At 70.5% G+C, this 18,678-nt stretch carries 15 protein-coding genes; 6 read left to right on the top strand and 9 right to left on the bottom strand.

What is annotated here, in order from left to right:
• Nucleotide 1: 1 nt before the first annotated feature.
• Entirely contained in the window at nt 2-556 is a 555-nt protein-coding gene (locus AC16DP_RS31815; RefSeq protein WP_329725411.1) for a peroxiredoxin, read from the bottom strand.
• Nucleotides 557-781: 225 nt separating this feature from the next.
• Between AC16DP_RS31815 and AC16DP_RS31810 the strand changes: the two genes are divergently transcribed.
• Both AC16DP_RS31810 and AC16DP_RS31805 read left to right on the top strand, forming a co-directional pair.
• Nucleotides 782-2,380: a sigma 54-interacting transcriptional regulator gene (locus tag AC16DP_RS31810; RefSeq protein WP_329725410.1), complete on the top strand. Its 1,599-nt coding sequence runs from the start codon at nt 782-784 to the stop codon at nt 2,378-2,380.
• Nucleotides 2,377-3,216: a DUF3014 domain-containing protein gene (locus tag AC16DP_RS31805; protein ID WP_329725409.1), complete on the top strand. Its 840-nt coding sequence runs from the start codon at nt 2,377-2,379 to the stop codon at nt 3,214-3,216. Before AC16DP_RS31810 ends, AC16DP_RS31805 begins: the two co-directional genes overlap by 4 nt.
• 9 nt (nt 3,217-3,225) lie before the next feature.
• Here the strand turns inward: AC16DP_RS31805 and AC16DP_RS31800 are convergent, their stop codons facing one another.
• The 5 genes from AC16DP_RS31800 to AC16DP_RS31780 form a co-directional block, all read right to left on the bottom strand.
• Nucleotides 3,226-4,032 carry a GNAT family N-acetyltransferase gene (locus AC16DP_RS31800; protein WP_329725408.1) on the bottom strand — a complete coding sequence of 269 codons (807 nt, stop codon included), beginning with the start codon at nt 4,030-4,032 and terminating at the stop codon, nt 3,226-3,228.
• Nucleotides 4,033-4,039: 7 nt separating this feature from the next.
• Nucleotides 4,040-6,478: a lytic transglycosylase domain-containing protein gene (locus tag AC16DP_RS31795; RefSeq protein ID WP_329725407.1), complete on the bottom strand. Its 2,439-nt coding sequence runs from the start codon at nt 6,476-6,478 to the stop codon at nt 4,040-4,042.
• Between the two features lie 226 nt (nt 6,479-6,704).
• Complete coding sequence (locus AC16DP_RS31790) at nt 6,705-7,367, bottom strand: hypothetical protein (protein WP_329725406.1); 663 nt, start codon at nt 7,365-7,367, stop codon at nt 6,705-6,707.
• A 2-nt stretch (nt 7,368-7,369) separates the two neighbouring features.
• Nucleotides 7,370-8,071 (bottom strand): DUF2339 domain-containing protein, encoded by a 702-nt coding sequence (locus AC16DP_RS31785; protein ID WP_329725405.1) that lies wholly within the window; start codon nt 8,069-8,071, stop codon nt 7,370-7,372.
• A 147-nt stretch (nt 8,072-8,218) separates the two neighbouring features.
• On the bottom strand, nt 8,219-9,127 hold the full coding sequence (locus tag AC16DP_RS31780; protein WP_329725404.1) for a type VI immunity family protein: 909 nt from the start codon (nt 9,125-9,127) through the stop codon (nt 8,219-8,221).
• 781 nt (nt 9,128-9,908) lie between these two features.
• Between AC16DP_RS31780 and AC16DP_RS31775 the strand changes: the two genes are divergently transcribed.
• Nucleotides 9,909-11,021 carry an AAA family ATPase gene (locus AC16DP_RS31775; RefSeq protein WP_349257903.1) on the top strand — a complete coding sequence of 371 codons (1,113 nt, stop codon included), beginning with the start codon at nt 9,909-9,911 and terminating at the stop codon, nt 11,019-11,021.
• Nucleotides 11,022-11,103: 82 nt separating this feature from the next.
• Here the strand turns inward: AC16DP_RS31775 and AC16DP_RS31770 are convergent, their stop codons facing one another.
• The gene (locus AC16DP_RS31770; protein WP_329725402.1) at nt 11,104-11,598 is read right to left on the bottom strand and encodes a hypothetical protein; all 495 of its coding nucleotides are present in this window, start codon (nt 11,596-11,598) and stop codon (nt 11,104-11,106) included.
• Nucleotides 11,599-11,802: 204 nt separating this feature from the next.
• Between AC16DP_RS31770 and AC16DP_RS31765 the strand changes: the two genes are divergently transcribed.
• Complete coding sequence (locus tag AC16DP_RS31765; protein ID WP_329725401.1) at nt 11,803-13,446, top strand: R3H domain-containing nucleic acid-binding protein; 1,644 nt, start codon at nt 11,803-11,805, stop codon at nt 13,444-13,446.
• Nucleotides 13,447-13,621: 175 nt separating this feature from the next.
• Here the strand turns inward: AC16DP_RS31765 and AC16DP_RS31760 are convergent, their stop codons facing one another.
• Nucleotides 13,622-13,942 (bottom strand): hypothetical protein, encoded by a 321-nt coding sequence (locus tag AC16DP_RS31760; protein WP_329725400.1) that lies wholly within the window; start codon nt 13,940-13,942, stop codon nt 13,622-13,624.
• Nucleotides 13,939-16,242: a nitric-oxide reductase large subunit gene (locus tag AC16DP_RS31755; RefSeq protein ID WP_329725399.1), complete on the bottom strand. Its 2,304-nt coding sequence runs from the start codon at nt 16,240-16,242 to the stop codon at nt 13,939-13,941. The genes AC16DP_RS31760 and AC16DP_RS31755 overlap by 4 nt, the downstream gene beginning before the upstream one ends.
• Nucleotides 16,243-16,389: 147 nt before the next feature.
• Here AC16DP_RS31755 and AC16DP_RS31750 point away from each other — a divergent pair, with 147 nt between their 5' ends.
• Nucleotides 16,390-18,030, top strand: a complete 1,641-nt coding sequence (locus AC16DP_RS31750; RefSeq protein WP_329725398.1) for an AMP-binding protein — start codon at nt 16,390-16,392, stop codon at nt 18,028-18,030.
• A 61-nt stretch (nt 18,031-18,091) separates the two neighbouring features.
• Nucleotides 18,092-18,676 (top strand): DUF2378 family protein, encoded by a 585-nt coding sequence (locus tag AC16DP_RS31745; protein ID WP_329725397.1) that lies wholly within the window; start codon nt 18,092-18,094, stop codon nt 18,674-18,676.
• The last annotated feature ends 2 nt before the right edge of the window (nt 18,677-18,678 follow it).

Genomic DNA, 18,678 nt, shown 5'->3' with positions numbered 1-18,678 from the left:
CTTACCCCGCCTTCGCCAGCTTCTTGGTGAGGGTCTCCTCGCCCTTCTGCCAGTTGCAGGGGCACAGCTCGTCCGTCTGGAACGCGTCCAGCGTGCGCAGCGTCTCGGAGACGTTACGGCCCACCGACAGGTCGTTCACCGACACGTGCCGGATGATGCCCTGGGGGTCGATGATGAAGGTCGCGCGCAGCGCCACGCCCGCGTCCTTGTGCAGGATGCCCAGGCCCGCGCTCAGCTCGCGCTTGATGTCCGCCAGCATCGGGAAGGGCAGGTTCTTCAGGTCCGGGTGGTGCGTGCGCCACGCGTGGTGCACGTACTCGCTGTCGGTGCTCAGGCCCAGCACCTGCGCGTTACGGTCCTGGAAGTCCTTCTCGCGCTTGCCGAACTCGGCGATCTCGGTGGGGCAGATGAAGGTGAAGTCCTTGGGCCAGGAGAAGAGCACCAGCCACTTGCCCTTGTAGCTGTCCTGGTTGATCTCCTTGAACTCCTTGCCCTTCTCCAGGCTCACGACGGAGGTGAGGTTGAACGCGGGGATCTTGTCGCCAACGGTCAGCATGTGATTCGACTCCTTGGGGGTTGAGGCCTGCCTGCTGGCAGACCGGACAGGGTTTCTTCGCGTACTACCGAGAGCAGCGTCCGTGCCAGGGAAACTCCACCTGTGATTCCAAAGGGTTGACTCCTCCCCAGTCCCTGGACGACGCCGCCGGACCGGTGCATACCGAAATATCGGTGCCCGGCGCCACTGACATTTCGGTGGCGCCCCGGTTATCTACAAGGACGCATGGCGGATGACATCGTTTCTGTGACGCGAAGTGGATTGCGGCAGGAGGCCCGGGACCTGGTCGAGCTGGCGGCCTCGGAGGAGGCCGTGGCGGAGCTGCTGCGCCGGGGCCTGGACTGGCTCACCCGGGTGGTGCGCTTCGATCTGGCCACGCTCTTCTTGTTGCGAGAAGGAAAGCTGGTGGCGGTGGCGGCACGGGGGCCATTGGCCTCGGACAAGGTGCGGCGCCACGAGCTGAAGCTGACGGACTTCCCCACGCTGCGCCATGCGCTGGAGACGCGCCGGGCCCGGGCCTTCACGCACGAGGACCACGCGCACGGGGATGGAGATCCGTTCGACGGGGTGTTGGACCTGCCGCCCGGGCACTCGTGCATGGTGGTGCCGCTGTGCGCGGGGGAGAGCTGCTACGGCCTGCTGACGTTGGACCGGACGGAGTGCGAGACGTACCCGCGGGAGCTGGTGGAGCTGGTGGAGGTGTACGGGCAGATGCTGGCCACCACGCTGCAGGAGACGCAGCAGAAGAGCACCCTGGAGCGGCTGCACCGGCGGGAGCACGAGCACGCGCGGCTGCTGGAGGCGCAGCTGGGCGGGGACGAGGTGGGGGTGCTGGAGACGTCGCGCAGCGCGGCGGTGCGCGAGCTGGCGCGGCGGGCGCGGCAGGTGGCGGAGACGGAGACACCGGTGCTGCTGCTGGGCGAGACGGGCACGGGCAAGGAGCGGCTGGCGCGGGCGGTGCACCGCTGGAGCCCCCGGGCCGAGGCGCCCTTCGTGACGCTCAACTGCGCGGCCATCCCCGCGGGCCTGCTGGAGAGCGAGCTGTTCGGCCACGTGAAGGGGGCCTTCACCGGCGCCATGCGGGACAGGGCCGGGCGCTTCCAGATGGCGCACGGGGGCACGCTCTTCCTGGACGAGGTGGGGGAGCTGCCCGTGGAGCTGCAGGCCAAGCTGCTGCGCGCCCTGCAGGAGAAGACCTTCGAGCCGGTGGGCAGTGACAGGACGGTGCGCGCGGACGTGCGGATTCTGGCGGCCACGCACGTGGACCTGCAGCAGGCCATCGCCCAGCGGCGCTTCCGGGAGGACCTGTACTACCGGCTGAGCGTCTTCCCGCTGCGGCTGCCCCCGCTGCGCGAGCGGCTGGAGGACCTGCCCCAGCTGTGCGCCGCCCTCCTGGAGGAGCAGGCCCGGCGCACCGGCCGGCGCGGGGTGAAGGTGACGGCGGAGGGCATTGCCCGCCTGGCGGCGTACGACTGGCCGGGCAACATCCGCGAGCTGGCCAACGCGCTGGAGCGCGCCACCATCCTGTCGCGCAAGCCGGAGCTGGGGGCCGAGGCGTTCGATCTGCCCCTGCGCGCACCGGGGGCGAAGGTGGCCGTGGAGGCGCCGCCGCTGGTGGAGGGCTCGGTGCCCACGCTGGAGCAGGTGCAGCGCCAGCACATCCTGCGTGTGCTGACGTTGACGCAGGGCCGCATCTACGGCCCGGGCGGCGCGGCGGCGTTGTTGGGTCTCAAACCCTCCACCCTGCAGAGCCGGATGAAGAAGCTGGGCATCACCCGGCTGGAGCAGTACGTCGCGGTGACACCCGAACCGGAGGAGTCATGAGCGATCCGCAGCAGCCCCAGGGGACACCCACCGGCGCACCGGTGCCCGGTCCCTCGCGCAAGCCCATCGTGTTGGCCATGGCCGCCCTCGCCGTGCTGGGCGCGGGCCTCCTGTGGTTCGCCCTGCGCGACAAGCCCCGGCTTCCGGAGTCCGTCGCCCCGTCTTCCCCGCCCGTGGCCGCGGCCCCTGCGCCCGACGCGCAGCCGGCGGCGCCCACCCCGCCCACGGTGCCCCTGCCTCCGCTGGGCCAGAGTGATGCCCGCGTGCGCGAGCTCGTGGGCCCCCTGTCTCCCATCCCCGAGCTGGCGAAGTGGCTCGCCTCCACCGAGGACCTCGTCCGGCGCTTCACCACGGCCGCCGGCAACATCGCCGAGGGCGAGAGTCCCCGCGCCGCGCTCTCCTTCATGGCGCCCGTGGGCACCTTCCAGGTCGTCGAGCGCGAGGGCCACACCTTCATCGCCCCCGAGAGCTACGCCCGCTATGACGGGGTGTCGCGGGTCGTCGGCTCGCTCGACACGCAGGCCAGTGTGAGGGCGTACCAGACGCTCGAGCCGCTCATCGACACGGCCTACAAGGAGATCAGCCGCCCCGGCCAGCGCTTCGAGCAGACGCTCGCCAATGCCATCCAGCGGCTGCTCGACACGCCGGTGCCCGAGGGCGAGCTGGAGGTGGTGGACACGCCCGGGGTGAACTATGCCTACGCGGCCCCGGAGCTGGAGCAGCTCAGCGCCGCGCAGAAGCACCTGCTGCGCATGGGGCCGGCCAATGCCCGCGCCATCCAGACGAAGCTGCGGGAGTTGCAGGGCGCGCTCGCGCTGCCCCGCGCCAGCCGCTGACGCTCCGGCTCACCGGCTCCGCGCGGGCTCCGCCATGTAGAAGTGGAAGCGCGTCACGGGCCGGTAGCCCATGCGGCGGTACACGGGCAGGCCCGCCGGGGTGGCGTGCAGCACCGTGCGGTGAATCCCCCAGGCGCGCTCCGCCTCGGCGAGCGCGTGGCGCATGACGGCCTCGGCACAGCCGAGCTGCCGGTGCGAGGGCAGGGTGGCCACCATGGAGATGTAGGCCACGCCGTCCACCCGGATGACGGCCGCGCCGGTGGCGGCCTCTCCGGAGCGGTAGCCGACGAAGCCCTTGCCGTCCCCCTGGAAGAGGCCCGGCACGTCGAAGGTCTCGCGCCCCGTGGGAATCGGCATGTCGTAGCAGCGGGAGTTGACGTCGGCGAGGTCGCACCGCCCCCGGGAGTCCTTCGCCTGGCGGAGCTCCATCACCGGCTGGGGCCGCAGGGAGGGCACGAGGCGCTCGGCCACCATGCCGGTGGCCACCATGGACAGCTTCAACCCGTGGGGGGCGAGCAGCTCCCCGGCCCGCTCCCGCAGCCGGGGCGGCACCTGGTCCTCGCACAGGGCGAGCATCCAGCCCCGTCCCTTGGGGGCCAGGTGCCGGGCGGCGGTGGTGGCCGCCCGCTCCAGGGCCTCCTCCGTCTCCACCGGGGCGGGGAGGAAGGCCGCGTTCATCATCGGCCAGGAGACGTTGCTCGACGCGATGCTCACCTCGGGCAGGTCGAGCACTTCTCCGGCGACGCTGTTCCTGGCGAAGAAGCGCCAGGAACCGTACAGCTGGGTGTTGGACTCGTGGATTTCGTCGTGGGACATGCCGGGCTCAGCGAGAGCCCGCATTATTGGAGCCGCGATCCCCGAAGGCCAGCGTGGTCATCTTGTCCGACGCGTAGAGCAGCTGGTAGGCCGAGGCGCTGCCCAGCACCCGCTTCACGTAGAGGCGTGTCTCCTCCACGGGAATCTGCTCCACCCACTCGTCCAGCTCGGCGCCGGGGTAGCGCGACAGCCAGCGGTCCACCGCGCCCGGGCCGGCGTTGTAGCTGGCCACCGCGTAGGCCGGGTTGCCCGAGAAGCGGCGCTGCAGGCTGCCCAGGTACGCCGAGCCCAGGCGGATGTTCTCCCGGGGCTCGAGCAGCGCGGCGGGCGTGGCCAGCGGCACGTTGAGCTGGCGCGCCACCGCGAAGGCCGTGGCCGGCATGAGCTGGGCCAGACCCAGTGCACCCGTGGGCGAGCGCGCGTTCGGGTTGAAGGCGCTCTCCTCGCGGATGAGGGCCTGCATCAGGTCCGGGTTCACCCGCGCCGCCCGGCTGTGCTGCACCACCAGGTTGCGGAAGGCGTGCGGATAGGCCGCCGCGTAGATGAGGCGCGTCTCGGCCTCGGTGGGCGCCGCCAGTCCCTCCCGGCGCAGCGCCCAGGCGATGGAGCGCGCGTACCGCTCGTAGCCGGAGGCGTGGAGGATGTGGAAGAGCAGCCGGATGGACTCCTCGCTGCGGCCCTTGCGGTCCACCGCCAGCAGCTCCGAGGCCGCCTCGCGGTGCTCCAGCTTCAGCAGCTCGATGCCGGTGACGAAGTGCGGATCCTCCGCGAGGTTGCCCGCGTCCAGGGGCCACACGCTCATGGCGCCCGCGGGGCTGCGCAGCCGCTCGTCCACGGCGCGGGCCCGCTCCGGAGCCTCCACCGCCAGGCGCGAGCGCGCCATCAGCCCGTACCACGTGGCCGCTCCCTCGGCCGCCACGCGCTCCATCAGCACGTTGGCCTCCTCGGCGCGGCCCAGCGTCCGCAGCGTGCGCGAGCGCCAGTAGCGGGCGCGCTGCACCGACTCGTGCGTGGAGCCCTTGCCCCGGAGCTCTTCAATCCGCGAGAGGGCCTCGAGCGCCGCGTCCTGCTGGCCCTCGGCGCGATACACCCAATAGCGCTGGAAGAGGGCCTCGGCCGCGAAGTTCCCATCCGGGTGGTGGGAGATGAGCTGATCCAACGCGGCCATGGCCGCCGCCTTGTTGCCGCGGTCCAGTGCCTTGTGCGCCGCGTAGAAGAGCGCGTCATCCGCGTACGGGTGCTGGGGGTAGTCCTGCGCCAGCTTCAGGTAGGTGGGGATGGAGCTGTCCGGCTCCACCACCGACTCCGAGTAGCCCAGCACGTAGAGGGCGCGCGGGCGCAGCGCCTCGTCCTGGCACTGCTCGACGACGGGCCGCAGCGCGCGGATGGCCAGCGAGTGCTTGCGCTCCTTGCGCAGCGCCGTGCCGTAGGCGAAGTGCGCGCGGCAGGCGAGCGGATCCGGCAGCTCCATCTTCGGGAGCATCTTCTCCAGCATGTCCAGCGCTTCGCGGTTGTGGTGCAGGGAGAGCAGCGTCTCCGCGCGCGCCACCTTCCACTTGGGCACGTAGGGCAGGTCCCTCAGGCCCCGGATGGCCGCGGGCACCTGCTTGGAGAAGGGGTGGAGCGCCCAGACGGCGAGGTGCGCCCGGTGCTCGCCGTTGTAGTCGGCCTGGTAGCGCGCCAGCCGGGCGATGGTCAGCCACGCCTCGGCCTGCCGGGGATTGTTCGGCTTGGGCGTGTCCGTCTGGACGATGGGCGTGAGCGCCGCCACGGCCCCGGCGTAGTCCCGCTTCTTCTTCTCGAGGATGGACGCCATGCCGAAGCGCGCCTCCTCATAGCGCCGCGCGCCGGGAGACACGGCCCCGTAGTGGGTGACGGCCTCCGTCCACTTGCGCATCCGCTCGTAGGCCTTCGCGGCCTCGAAGTGGCAGTAGTCGCGCAGGGGCGGGTGGATTTCCGCCAGCGCCGAGAGCTCCTCGGCCGCCGTGGCCCACTGGCCCATGCGCAGCGCGCTCATCGCCCGGAGGTAGCGCACCGGCGGCGTGGCCTCCTCCGTCTCCAGCAACTGGCGCGCGGTGCGGTAGCGGCCCCCGTCATAGGCGTCCTTCGCCTTCGCCAGCAGGCCCTCGGCGAAGTAGGACTTGAGGTCCGCGAGCTCGAACCTGCGCACCCAGCGGCGCTCTCCGGGCGCCACGGGCTCGGTGGGCCCGATGGTGAACTCGGGCTCCGCCTCCTCGTCTTCACTGTCCAGCGAGGAGGGAAGCTGATGCTTGGAGGAAGCGCTCTCGGCGAGGTTGGAGATGTCTCCCGCCGGAGGCTGTTGTTGCTGCTGCTGGGCCTCGGCCCGGGCAGCGGGCGCCACCCAGAGGGCCGCCACGAGCGGCCAGCTCAGCAGCCGGTTCGTGTACCGCAGGAGGCCTCGGAGCGTCGCGTGTTCCAGTCCCACACCCATTCCCCTTGTTCGAGGCACGCACCGCGCGTGAGCACCACGAGATAGGAATGGTGCAATGGGACCGGGAGTGTGGGAGCACGGCGCCTTGCTCGCCTGCGTTGTCTCGTGCACGGCACACATGCACGCCAGGGAGCAGGCGGGCGAGCTACGCGACACCGCGTGCGGGTGGCTCGCCCGCTCTCAAAACCTGGGAGCGGTGCTTCTCATGGCGCGTGAGTCTTCACGGCCGGCGCAGTGTCACCTCGTCGGCGTTGGCGCTCTCGGGCCAGCGGGAGAGCCGCGGCGTGCGCCCCGGCGCGTCGCACAGCTCCAGCCGGCGGCCTCCCGGGTGGAGGAAGTAGAGCGAGCGCGGCGCGCGGAAGGACGCGGGCAGGGCCGGGTCCTCGGTGGGCTTCATCAGGCGGCCCACGCGCCACGTGCGCACGACCGGCTTCTCGCGCAAGTGGTGGTGCACGGACACCACCACCTGCTCCACACCCTCCATCGTCCAGTCCAGCGCGAGCTGCGTCCCGGCGAGCCGCTTCTCGTCGAGCAGCGGGAAGGAGCGGCCGCCCGCATACGCCACGGCGTCCACCTTCGCGCCGCGCAGGTCTCCGAGGAAGCCGAGCTCCAGCCGGCGTCCGTCGCGGGGCACCCGGAAGGCGTAGGCCATGCGGCCCGGGCGCTCCGAGTCCGCGCCGGTGTACGCGGTGGCGTCCTGCTCGAGGAGGAGCGCGGGCTCGCCGGAGCGGAACCAGTCCACGTCCGCCGGGGCGGCGAGCGCCGGGGTTTCCTCGGGCAGCACCACGCGCTTCCACCCCGCCGTCTGGTCCGAGGGGACGAAGCAGCGGCCTTCGGGTGTGCCCGTGGCGAGCATCATCACGAGTGCGGCGAGGGGGGGCATGGTCACGCGCTCCGGGCCGTGCGGGGAGTGGACAGCCACGCGCCGCCGAGCATGAGCGCGCCCGCACCGGCGAAGCAGGCGACGCGCAGCGTGCCGCTCAGGTGCGTGGTGTCGTAGGCGAGCGCCTTGCCGAGGGCCACGGCGATGAAGGCGAAGCCCGCGTCGCGGATGACGCTCTCGCCGCGCAGGCGGCCGTACACCACGAGCCCCACGCCCGCGCCGAGCCAGCCGAGGGTGAGCACCAGCCGGCGGCCGAGGTCATCGGCGGCGAAGCCCAGGGTGAAGAAGTGGAAGTAGAAGGCCCACGAGGCGGCGAGCACCGCGGCCGTCAGCCCATACCAGAGGAGGCAGGCCTGCACCTTGTCCTCGCGCGCCTCGGTGCGGCGCCAGGTGCGCGCCACGGTGACGGCCGAGGCGAGGACGGTGAGGCCCAGGCCCGCGAGCAGCAGCCCGGACTTCGTGGCCGCGTACCAGAGGCCTCCCGAGAGGCCGGTGAGGAGCAGGGCGATGGGGCCGACGAGCGGGCGATGGCGGGGCACCTCGGCGAGGGCCAGCATGGCGGCGAGCACCGCGGCCACCGCGAGCAGCAACTCGTGCGGCACCTGCAGGTCGCGCCACAGGAACACGCCCGCGAGCCCCATCATCCCCGCGCCCGCCACAGCGAGTACCCGCACATCCCACTTCGTCGACATCGTTGCGTTCATGCGTTCGGACCCTCCGGGGTGAGGGTCCTCTGCACCGCGCGCGCCAACCGTGGCGCCCTGCGTCATGCAGAGGGAAGAGGAGGGCGCGGTGTGTAGCGGCTGTGCAACGGAGCACACAGGCTCCGGGCGACAGTGTGCAGCGGGCCGTCAGTCGAGGAAGCGGCGTTGCCAGCGACGCATGTCCTCCTCGCTGAAGCCGTCCAGGATGCAGCGGTTCATGTACAGCCAGGGCTCCAGGACGCGCGCCAGTTCGCGGTAGGCGGGCAGTGTGTGGCCCTGTTCCGTGTCGCCCGCTTCAGGCCATTTCCCCAGCGTCACCAGCACCTGCTCTCCATCGAGCTCCTGTACGGTGGTGTCAGGCGAATGCAGGCGTTCACGCAGGCCCGCGGCGCCTCCCAGTTCTCCCAGCACGGGTGGGCCCAGGAAGTTCAGCCAGTGCACCCCGTCCACCCGCGTACCGATGGCACTGGCGGAGGAGCGCGCTCCTGGGATGTCCATGCCGGGGTGGAGGAAGGCCAGGTCACGGATGGGGCGCGTGGCACCGAGGATGGTATCCGGGAAGTGGAAGCAGAGCCCCGCGTGGCCAGAGTTGAAGGGCAGCACTGCCGCCAACTCCAGTGCCAGTTCCTTGACGCGCCCCGGACCATGTTCCTCAAGGTATTCCGTGGGAAGATAGAAGGACACCTGACTCGCGGGAGCGCCTTGGTAGACCTCGAGCAGAAGCCCGTCATAGAGGATCTCGTACCCCAGGTTTTCACTGGCTGACTTTTGCAGCCAGAGGTAGGTGGCGGGTTCTTCGAGCATCTCCCGTCGAATGTATGCCCAGCCCTTGTCATCGAGTTCATCCCAGTCGCCGCTATAGGGATCGGCGTACCAACCCAGCGTTTGGAGTCCTACCGCACGGCGGTAGGCGTCCATGGCTCGCATCACGTGTTGCACCACCTCCTGGTGAGAGCGCTTCATGTAGAAGGTGATGCTCACGCTCTCCCGGATGCACAGGAGTTGTTTCTCCCCAACGCTCCTGTCGATTCGTATGCGCGGGTAGTGCTTGCTCATCGCTTGACTCCACCAGGAGTGACGGGACTGGGCGCGCCCTTTCGGTCAAGAAGCAGCTCCTTGTACATCTCTCGCTGGTCCTTCGGAAAATGCGGGTGGCCCTTGGCGTATTTCCCCCAGGAAGGAGGGTTGGTTGACTCTTCAGTCCAAGCTGGAGCCACTCCTCTACCTGCGCGGGATCAATCCATCGCCACAATCCAGTGGAAGGGTCCTTCTGGTAGGTGGGCTCCACGCTGACGTTGTCCGAAAAGCGTTCCGCGAACGCTGCCTTGACGCAGTCGAGCGCCAGCTTGTGTTTCCTGGCCCCGAGTTCCATGGCCCGCGTCATCTGGGTCTTGCCCTCCTGGCGGACGACCTGGCGGCACTGCTCGAAGGTGGGCTCCCGTCCCTGTAACTCCTCGTCCTCCTTGTTGACCCGTTCGTTCGCGGCCTGGGCGCACTGAGTCAGCGTCCGTTCGACGAACTGGATATCCGTCTCCTGCAGCATCATCGTCACATGGGTGGCGGTGCGGGCAGCGTCCACGGCACGAGACACCCAGGGGATGATGGCCTCCTCGCCCGGCTTCGTGATGTAGCAGGAGGGGTTGCGCAGACAGCCGTTCGTCGCCGAGTCCACCGTCTGCGCGTAGGCGCCCGGTGCGCGGGGATTCATTCCGGCATATCCCGGTAGCAGCACGAGCAGGACGGGGAGTCCGAACAAGGGTGGGGCAGTGAACCGGGTGGACACGTCGTGGTCTCCTGTGTTGACGGCGGTGAAGTCCCCATGAGAGCAGAGTCCGCCATGCCCATCACCCAGCTCGAGGTCTCCGGGTACCGCTCGGTGCGCCAGCTCGTGCTCCCCGTGGGGCCGCTCACCGTCATCGTGGGGCCCAACGGCAGCGGGAAGACCAACCTCTACCGCTCGCTCTACCTGTTGTCCGCCGCCGCAGATGGCCGGCTCGCCCAGGCACTCGCGGAGGAGGGCGGTGTGCCCAGCGTGCTGTGGGCCGGCTCGCGCGACAAGAAGCCCGTGCGCATGACCGTGGGCGTCACCCTGGATGACCTCGCCTACGAGCTCAGCCTCGGCCCCGTGCCGCCCGCCGCGGGCAAGGACCGCGAGTCCCCGAGCCTCTTCAACCTGGACCCCGAGGTGAAGGAGGAGCACCTGTGGACCGTGGAGTCCAAGCGCCGCGCCGTGTTGATGGAGCGCAAGGACCGCACCGCCTTCCTGCGCGACTCGGAGGGCAACCGCACCACCTTCCCCATGCAGCTGTGGGCCGGCGAGTCGGTGATGGCGCAGCTCTCCGAACCGCACCGCTTCCCGCGCCTCGCCGAGTTGCAGCGCGCGCTGCGCATGTGGCGCTTCTACCACCACTTCCGCACCGACCCCGAGGCGCCCCAGCGCTCGCCCCAGGTGGGCGTGCGCACGCCCGTGCTGGCGCATGACGGCAGGGACCTGGCCGCCGCGCTGCAGACCATCATCGAGATCGGCGACGCCGAGGGCCTGGAGCGCGCCCTCGAGGACGCCTTCCCGGGCTCGCGCGTGGAGATCCAGGCGCCGCAGGGCCGCTTCAGCCTCTTCCTCCACCAGCCCGGGCTGCTGCGCCCACTGGCGGCTCGCGAGCTGTCGGATGGCACGCTGCGCTACCTGTGTCTGCTGGCCGCGCTGCTGAGCCCGAGGCCTCCCGCCTTCCTCGCGCTCAACGAGCCGGAGACGAGCCTGCACCCGGACCTGCTCGAGCCCCTGGGCCGGCTCATCGTGGACGCCTCCATGCACAGCCAGGTCTGGGTGACGACCCATGCGGAGCCCCTGGCCCAGGCCATCGCGAAGCGCTCGCGCGCGGAGCCGGTGCGGCTGACAAAGGAGCTCGGCGCCACGGTGGTGGAGGGGGGGACGGCGCCCGGGGACGCATAGGCTCCCCTCCTGGCGGCGCCGTCAATGCATCGCCTTCCCGGGGCCAGGGGCCCCAGAGACCGCCAGGAGGGGGCTCACGCGCTCACGTGCCCTGGATGTCCGGCGTGTCCGTCATCCGGGCCTGGGAGGACTCCACGCCCGTGTCCTCCCCGGTGTGCTCCATCTCCATGCGCAGGCCGCTCAGGAAACCCTCCCGGTCCCTCGCGTCCATCGCGCCGAGCACCCGGGAGGCGAGCATCCGCATCACGCTGAGCTGGGCGTTGAAGGGGAGCTCGAAGACCTGGTCGATGAGCTTCGTCACCGTGTCCCCGGTGTTGGGCTGGGCCGTGGCCGTCGTGTCCGGGGACATGCCCATGTTCATCCCCATGCCCGTGTCCATGCCGGTGTGCCGCTTCACCGTCTCCGTCCCGTTGCCGAAGCCGTGAACCGGAACACCGCGGATGCCCGGCTCCATGTGCATGTGCTGCTGCTGGGACATCTCCATCGCGGCGGCCTCGCGGATGCTCATGTGGCCCTTGCGCTTGTCGGGGTGGTTCTCGGTCGTGGGGGTGATGATGTCCTTGTCGTCCTGCGTCATGGGGTCGCTCCTCGGGGGGTGGATGCTGGGGCCGGTGGTCTCCAGTCATGCCCCTGGCTCTGAGCTATGCAGGCCCCGGGGGCGTACCCAGTCACGAGAGAGCGGCGCTCCCCTCGAATGCCCGCTAGCATCGGGTGCTCCGTTGCCCCCCGGCCGCCAGACCACGTGCAACCCGGCTCGGAAGGATTCACCTTTAGACACGTCATGAGCCCACGCGACGCCATTGCCGTTCCTGATGACGACTTCCAGCTCCTCGTGGGCGTGCTGCCCGAGCCGCTGAAGGCCGCGGTCCGGGACCTGCCTCCCGGGGAGGTGCTCGAGGTGGTGATGGACCTCGGCCGCCCGCCCGAGGCCCGGCTCACCGGCCGGGTGGTGCGCCTGTCCGAGTCCCCCATCACCCGCGAGGACCTGGCGCATGTGCTCTCGCAGGTGGGCACCGTGAGCGAGGACAACCGCGCCGGCATCGAGCGCACCCTCCACCGCGTCTCCGCCATCCGCAACCGGCAGGGCAAGGTGGTGGGCCTCACGCTGCGCGTGGGCCGCGCCATCTTCGGCACCATCGACATGCTCAAGGATCTCATCGCCTCGGGCCTGAACATCCTGCTGCTCGGCCGGCCCGGCGTGGGCAAGACGACCAAGCTGCGCGAGGTGGCCCGCGTCCTCGCCGATGACCTGGGCAAGCGCGTCATGGTGGTGGACACCTCCAACGAGATTGGGGGCGACGGGGACATCCCCCACCCGGGCATCGGCGGCGCGCGCCGCATGCAGGTGTCGCGGCCGGACCGGCAGCACGACGTGATGATCGAGGCGGTGGAGAACCACATGCCCGAGGCCATCATCGTCGATGAGATCGGCACCTCGGCCGAGGCCTCCGCGGCCCGCACCATCGCCGAGCGCGGCGTGCAACTGGTGGCCACGGCCCACGGCAACACGCTGGAGAACCTGGTGCTCAACCCCACGCTGTCGGACCTCGTGGGCGGCGTGCACACCGTCACGCTCAGCGACGAGGAGGCCCGGCGGCGCCACACGCAGAAGACGATCAACGAGCGCCGCGCGCCGCCCACCTTCGACGTGGTGGTGGAGATGGTGAGCCGCGACGAGGTGCTGGTGCACCGCGACACCGCCCAGTCGGTGGACCGGCTGCTGGCGGGGGAGAACGTGGGCGGCGAGCGGCGCCAGCTCGTCGAGGGCCAGGTGGAGGTGAAGGAGGAGCCGCAGTCCGTGGCCCCGTTGCCGGTCCGGTCCTCCGAGGCTCCCGCTCCCGCCGCGTCCCGGGCGGCCGCTCGCAGGGGCGGTGGAGCCCAGCCCGGCCTGCGCCAGGGCACCACGCGCGTCTACGCCCACGCGGCCAGCCGGGACTTGCTCGAGCGGGTGCTGCGGGACCTGGGCCCGGACGCGCGGGTGGTGGGCCGGTTGGAGAACGCGGACGTCATCCTCACGCTGCGCTCGCGCGCCAATGACCCGAAGCTGCGGAAGGCCGCGGAGAAGACGGGGGCGCGCGTGCTGGCCATCAAGCGCAACAGCTCGTCGGAGATGCGGCGGGTGCTGCGCGACGTCTTCCTCATCGCCGAGGGCGTGGACGAGGACCAGGTGCGCGAGGCGGTGGCCGAGGCCGAGCACGCCATCCAGCGCGTGCTGAGCGAGAGCGTGGTGGTCCCCCTGGCCCCGAGGCCGCCCCGGCTGCGCAAGCTGCAGCACCGGCTCGTCTCGCGCTACCACCTGGAGACGGTGAGCCACGGCAGCGAGCCCCAGCGCCACCTCATCATCTACCCGCTGGGCGCGCTGGTGGACATCCCCCGGGATCAGCAGGAGATGGAAGGCGAGGAGGGCGTGGAGGGCCTGGCCTGAGGCCGCGGTCCCCACACGCCCTCCCGGGTGCCACGGGCTCTCAGCTGCCCATGTACGGCTGAGCGTCCCGGTTCTCCCGCGGCTGCTCGTCACGCGACCGCGAGGCTTCCCGCGTCATGGGCCTGTCCCGCGGCTCGCACCTCCGGCAAGGGGGCGTCCGAAGCGGGGCGCCCGGCTAACCCTCCCCGCGGGACGAGGCCTCCGCCCACCGCTCGACCCAGGTGCGCCGCGCCACCCAGGCCACCACCAGGGACACCCCTCCGAGCAGCCCCAACTCCAGGCCCTCGGGGTGCCGCACCGCGCAGGCGCCGACGAGCAGTCCGGCCAGCAACACCAGGAGCGTGGACAGTCCATGGTGGAAGCGGGCGACGTCCGTGCGCGGCCAGGAGTCATCTTCCGCACGGGCCTTCCGCCCCATGGCCACCAGTCCCCGGGCCACGGCCAGCAGGAAGAGCGCGTAACCGCAGCCCCACAGCACCTCGGAGTGGAGGCTCATGGTTGCCCCTCCGCGGGCCCGGCCTCGCCGTCCACCCGGGTGAAGAGCGGGGCGAGCTCCGGACCCGCCTTTTCCGTGTGCGGCACCCGGTGGCGCACGCCCCGCCAGCACAACAGCACCAGGGGCAGCACGCCGCCGGCGATGAAGAGCGCATCCCCGGGCAGCCGCATCCACTCGAGCAGCTCCACGCGCTCGCTGGTGAGGAAGTCCAGTTGGCGCGCCTCGTGGTAGCCGTGGCTGACGGACTCGTGCAGCTGCAGCACGCCCAGCGGGAAGAGCGTGGCGAACACCATCCACGCCAGCCCGAGGTTGAGGGACCAGAAGCTGAGCCGTGCGGCGCGCTCGGACCAGCGCTCCTCGGGGATGAGGTAGCGCAGGGCGAAGAGCGCCAGCGCCACGGCCAGCATGCCGTAGACGCCCATCATCGCCGCGTGGCCGTGGTTGGAGGTGAGCGCGGTGCCAATCTCGTAATACGACACGATGGGCAGGTTGATGAGGAAGCCGAAGATACCGGCGCCCAGGAAGTTCCAGAAGCCCACCGACACGAGGAAGAGGATGGCCCACCGGTGGGGGAAGGGCGCCTGGGACTTCGCGTCCTGCTCGCGGCCGAGCCGCAGGAAGCTCCACGCCTCCACGGTGAGGAAGGTGAGGGGGATGACCTCGGCGGCGGAGAAGAAGGCGCCCAGGGCCATGTGCTCCGCCGGGGTGCCGGAGAAGTACAGGTGGTGCATGGTGCCGATGACGCCGCCGGCCGAGTACAGGATGATGTCCAGGTAGATGACGCGCAGGGCCACGCGCTCGGACACCACGCCCAGCAGCACGAAGATGTAGGCCACCATGAGGGTGGTGAAGAGCTCCAGGAAGTCCTCCACCCACAGGTGCACCACCCAGAAGCGCCAGAACTCGGTGAGGGTGAAGTGCGAGCCGGGCCGGGCCAGCAGGCCCACCGCGTAGAAGGCGGGGATGGCCAGCGCCGAGTAGAAGAAGAGCCACGGCATGTTGGCGGCGCTCTCGGTGCGCAGCCGGCGCCGCAGCACGCGCCACAGCAGCACCACCCAGAACAGCAGCCCCAAAGACAGCAGCACCTGCCAGAAGCGCCCGAGGTCCAGGTACTCGAAGCCCTGGTTGCCGAACCACACGCTGGTGGTCCACCCGTGGATGCCGGCGAGTTCCCCCGCCATGCTCCCGAACACCACCACCGCGAGCGCCCCCAGCAGCGCGTAGGCGAGCCAGTGCTGTCCGCGCGGCTCGTGGCCCGCCACCAGGGGCGCCAGGAAGATGCCGGCGGCCAGGTACGAGGTGGCCACCCACAACAGGGCGAGCTGCACGTGCCAGGTGCGCGCGAGGTTGAAGGGGAGGAGGGTGGCCAGGTTGAAGCCGAAGAAGCTGGCCAGCTCGGCGCGGTAGTGCTGCGTGGCGCCGCCCAGCAGTGCTTGCATCAGGAAGAGCACCGCCATCACCAGGAAGAACCACGCGCACGCGCGCTGGGACGCGGTGAGGCGCACCTCGCTGGGGCGGCGGAAGGACACCGTGCGCTGCTCGTGGCCGTGCCAGCCGAGGAAGTTCCACCGCCCGAAGGCGGCCATCAGCAGGCCGATGCCGCCCAGCAGCGCGATGAGCGACAGCACGCTCCACACCACCATGGGGCCCGTGGGGCCGTTGCCCACGCGCGGCTCCGGGGGCCAGTTGTTGGTGTACGTGTAGTCCTTGCCCGGCCGCAGGGTGGAGGCCGTCCACGCCGTCCAGGCGAAGAAGGCGGTGAGCCGCCGGGTGTCCGCCTCGTCCGTGATGGCGCCCGGCCGCAGCCCCATCGCCGTCGTCGGCTGCGAGAAGGTGGCGTGGTAGTGCTTCGCCAGCGCCTCGAAGGCCCCGGCCTGCTCCGCCGTGAGGACGAGCGTGCCGGTGTCCGGCGCGTACCGGTTCTCCTTGAAGTCCTTCACCGTGCGCGCCGCCGCCGCCGCGTCCTCCTGCCCGCCGAGCCGCTCGCGCACGAGGAGGGCCGAGCGGCGCAGGTAGTCCGCCGTGTAGTCCGGCCCCAGGTAGGCGCCGTGGCCGTACACCGAGCCGTACTGCATCAGCCCGTTGCGCAGGAAGATCTCCTGTCCGGCCAGGATGTCCTCCCGGGTGTAGACGCTCCTGCCGTCCGGGGTGACGGTCCGCTCGGGGATGGGCGCGCTGTCCGTATGCGCCCGGTACGCGAGCAGCCCCAGGACGAAGAAGCCGAAGAGCGTCACCAGGGCGGCGGCCTGCACCCAACCCCTGGACAGGAGGAACTCGCGTCGTCGCGGCTCGGCGTTCATCCTCACTCCTTGGTATGCCTCGGGTCTGGAGTGCCGTGCTCCCGGATCGACGCGGCCCGGGCAAGCACGGACGCGCAAAAGTTGCGCGCTACATCCACCAGGGAACGGAGGCTTGCCGGAGGTGCCGACTCGCGAACATCATCGGCCATGTCCTCTCCTTCCTACGTCCACGGAACCAGCACCACCCCGCTGCTCGGGGAGACCATCGGCCACAACCTGCGCCGCACCGTCGAGCGGTACGGAGATCGCGAGGCGCTCGTCGTCGTCTCCCAGGGCTACCGCGCCACGTGGCGCCAGCTCTGGGACGAGACGACGAAGGTGGCCCTGGGCCTGCTGGCCTTCGGCGTGGAGAAGGGGGACCGGGTGGGCCTCTGGTCTCCCAACCGCTTCGAGTGGGTGGTGACGCAGTTCGCCGCGGCCCGCATCGGCGCCATCCTCGTGAACCTCAACCCCGCCTACAAGACGGCGGAGCTGGAGTACGCGCTCAACCAGTCCGGCACCAGCGTGCTGCTGCTCTCGCGCGGCTTCCGCCAGACGGACTACCGCAAGATGTTGGAGGAGGTGCGCCCGCGCTGCCCCCAGCTGCGCGTCTCGCTCGTCCTGGACGATGACTGGAAGCTGCTGCTGGACAACGGCACCCGCGTGAGCGAGCGCATGCTCACGGACCGCGAGGCCACGCTCCAGTTCGATGACCCCATCAACATCCAGTACACGTCCGGCACCACGGGCTTCCCCAAGGGCGCCACGCTCAGCCACCACAACGTCCTCAACAACGGCTTCTTCGTGGGCGAGGCGCTGCGGCTGGGGGCGGAGGACCGCGTCTGCATCCCCGTGCCCTTCTACCACTGCTTCGGCATGGTGATGGGCAACCTGGCCTGTGCCTCCCATGGCTCCACGATGGTGATTCCGGGCGAGGCGTTCGAGCCGCTCGCGGTGCTGCAGGCGGTGGGCGCCGAGCGCTGCACCGCGCTCTACGGCGTGCCCACCATGTTCATCGCCGAGCTGGACCATCCGCGCTTCGGCGAGTTCGACCTCTCCACGCTGCGCACCGGCATCATGGCCGGCTCGCCGTGTCCCATCGAGGTGATGAAGAACGTGCAGTCGCGCATGCACATGCGCGAGGTCACCATCTGCTACGGCATGACGGAGACCTCGCCCGTGTCCACGCAGAGCGGGTTGAATGATCCGCTGGACAAGCGCGTGGGCACCGTGGGCCGCGTGCACCCGCACGTGGAGGTGAAGATCATCGACGCGGCCACGGGCGCGGTGGTGCCCCGGGGCTCGCCCGGCGAGCTGTGCACGCGCGGCTACAGCGTGATGCTCGGCTACTGGAACAACCCCGAGGCCACCCGCACCTCCATCGACGCGGCCGGTTGGATGCACACCGGCGACCTCGCCACCATGGACGAGGACGGCTACGTGAAGATCGTCGGCCGCATCAAGGACATGATCATCCGCGGCGGCGAGAACGTGTACCCGCGGGAGATCGAGGAGTTCCTCCACACGCACCCCGCCGTCAGCGAGGCCCAGGTCATCGGCGTGCCCAGCGAGAAGTACGGCGAGGAGGTGATGGCCTGGGTGAAGCCCAGGCCCGGCGCCACCCTCACCCAGGAGGAGCTGGTCCGCTACTGCACCGGCCGCATCTCCACCTTCAAGATTCCCCGCTTCTGGAAGTTCGTGGACGAGTTCCCGATGACGGTCACTGGAAAAATCCAGAAATTCCGGATGCGGGAGGTGGCGGTGGTGGAGTTGGGTCTCCAGGGCGCGGCGGCAATCCGTACTGCCTGACACGTTTTGCGCTCTTTTGCGCTCTAATGGGGCTCCCCGTCCCCCCGGAGCTCCCCCCACCGTGTCCTCCCCCCCCGCCCCCGGACTGGAGCAGCTTCTCATCCTGGCCACGCCCATGGATACGTGCCGTGGCCTGTTCTTCAACGGGGTCTTCGAGGCGGCGCGCTCGCTCGGCGGCGAGGAGGTCCGGGCCCGGTGCCTCATGGCGGCCGCAGGGAAGAAGTACGTCGACTTCTTCAGCTACCCGGTGGCGGACTTCCTCAAGACCATCTTCACCGCCGCGGAGCTGCTGGGCGGACAGGGCGGGCGGGGCATGGTGCTGCGCCAGCTCGGGCGGCGGGCCACGGCGGACTTCCTCCACTCCACCGTGGGCAAGACGATGATGGCGCTGGCCGGGACGGATCCGCAGAAGCTGCTCGCGAGCTTCCCCAGCGCCTACCGGGCCTCGCTGAGCTATGGCGATCGCGCCGTGGAGCGGCTCGGGGAGAGGCAGGCGCGGCTGATGGCGCGCCGGGACTTCCTGCCGCTGGAGTACAACGAAGGCGTCCTCCACGCCGCCATGGAGCAGTCCACGGCCCGCGAGCTGGTGGTGCGGGGACGCCAGCTGGCACCGCTCGACGTCGACTACGACATCCGCTGGATGTGAAG

This window comes from Archangium sp. (genome assembly GCF_057119385.1).
This window is presented reverse-complemented; position numbering and strand designations above follow the sequence as displayed.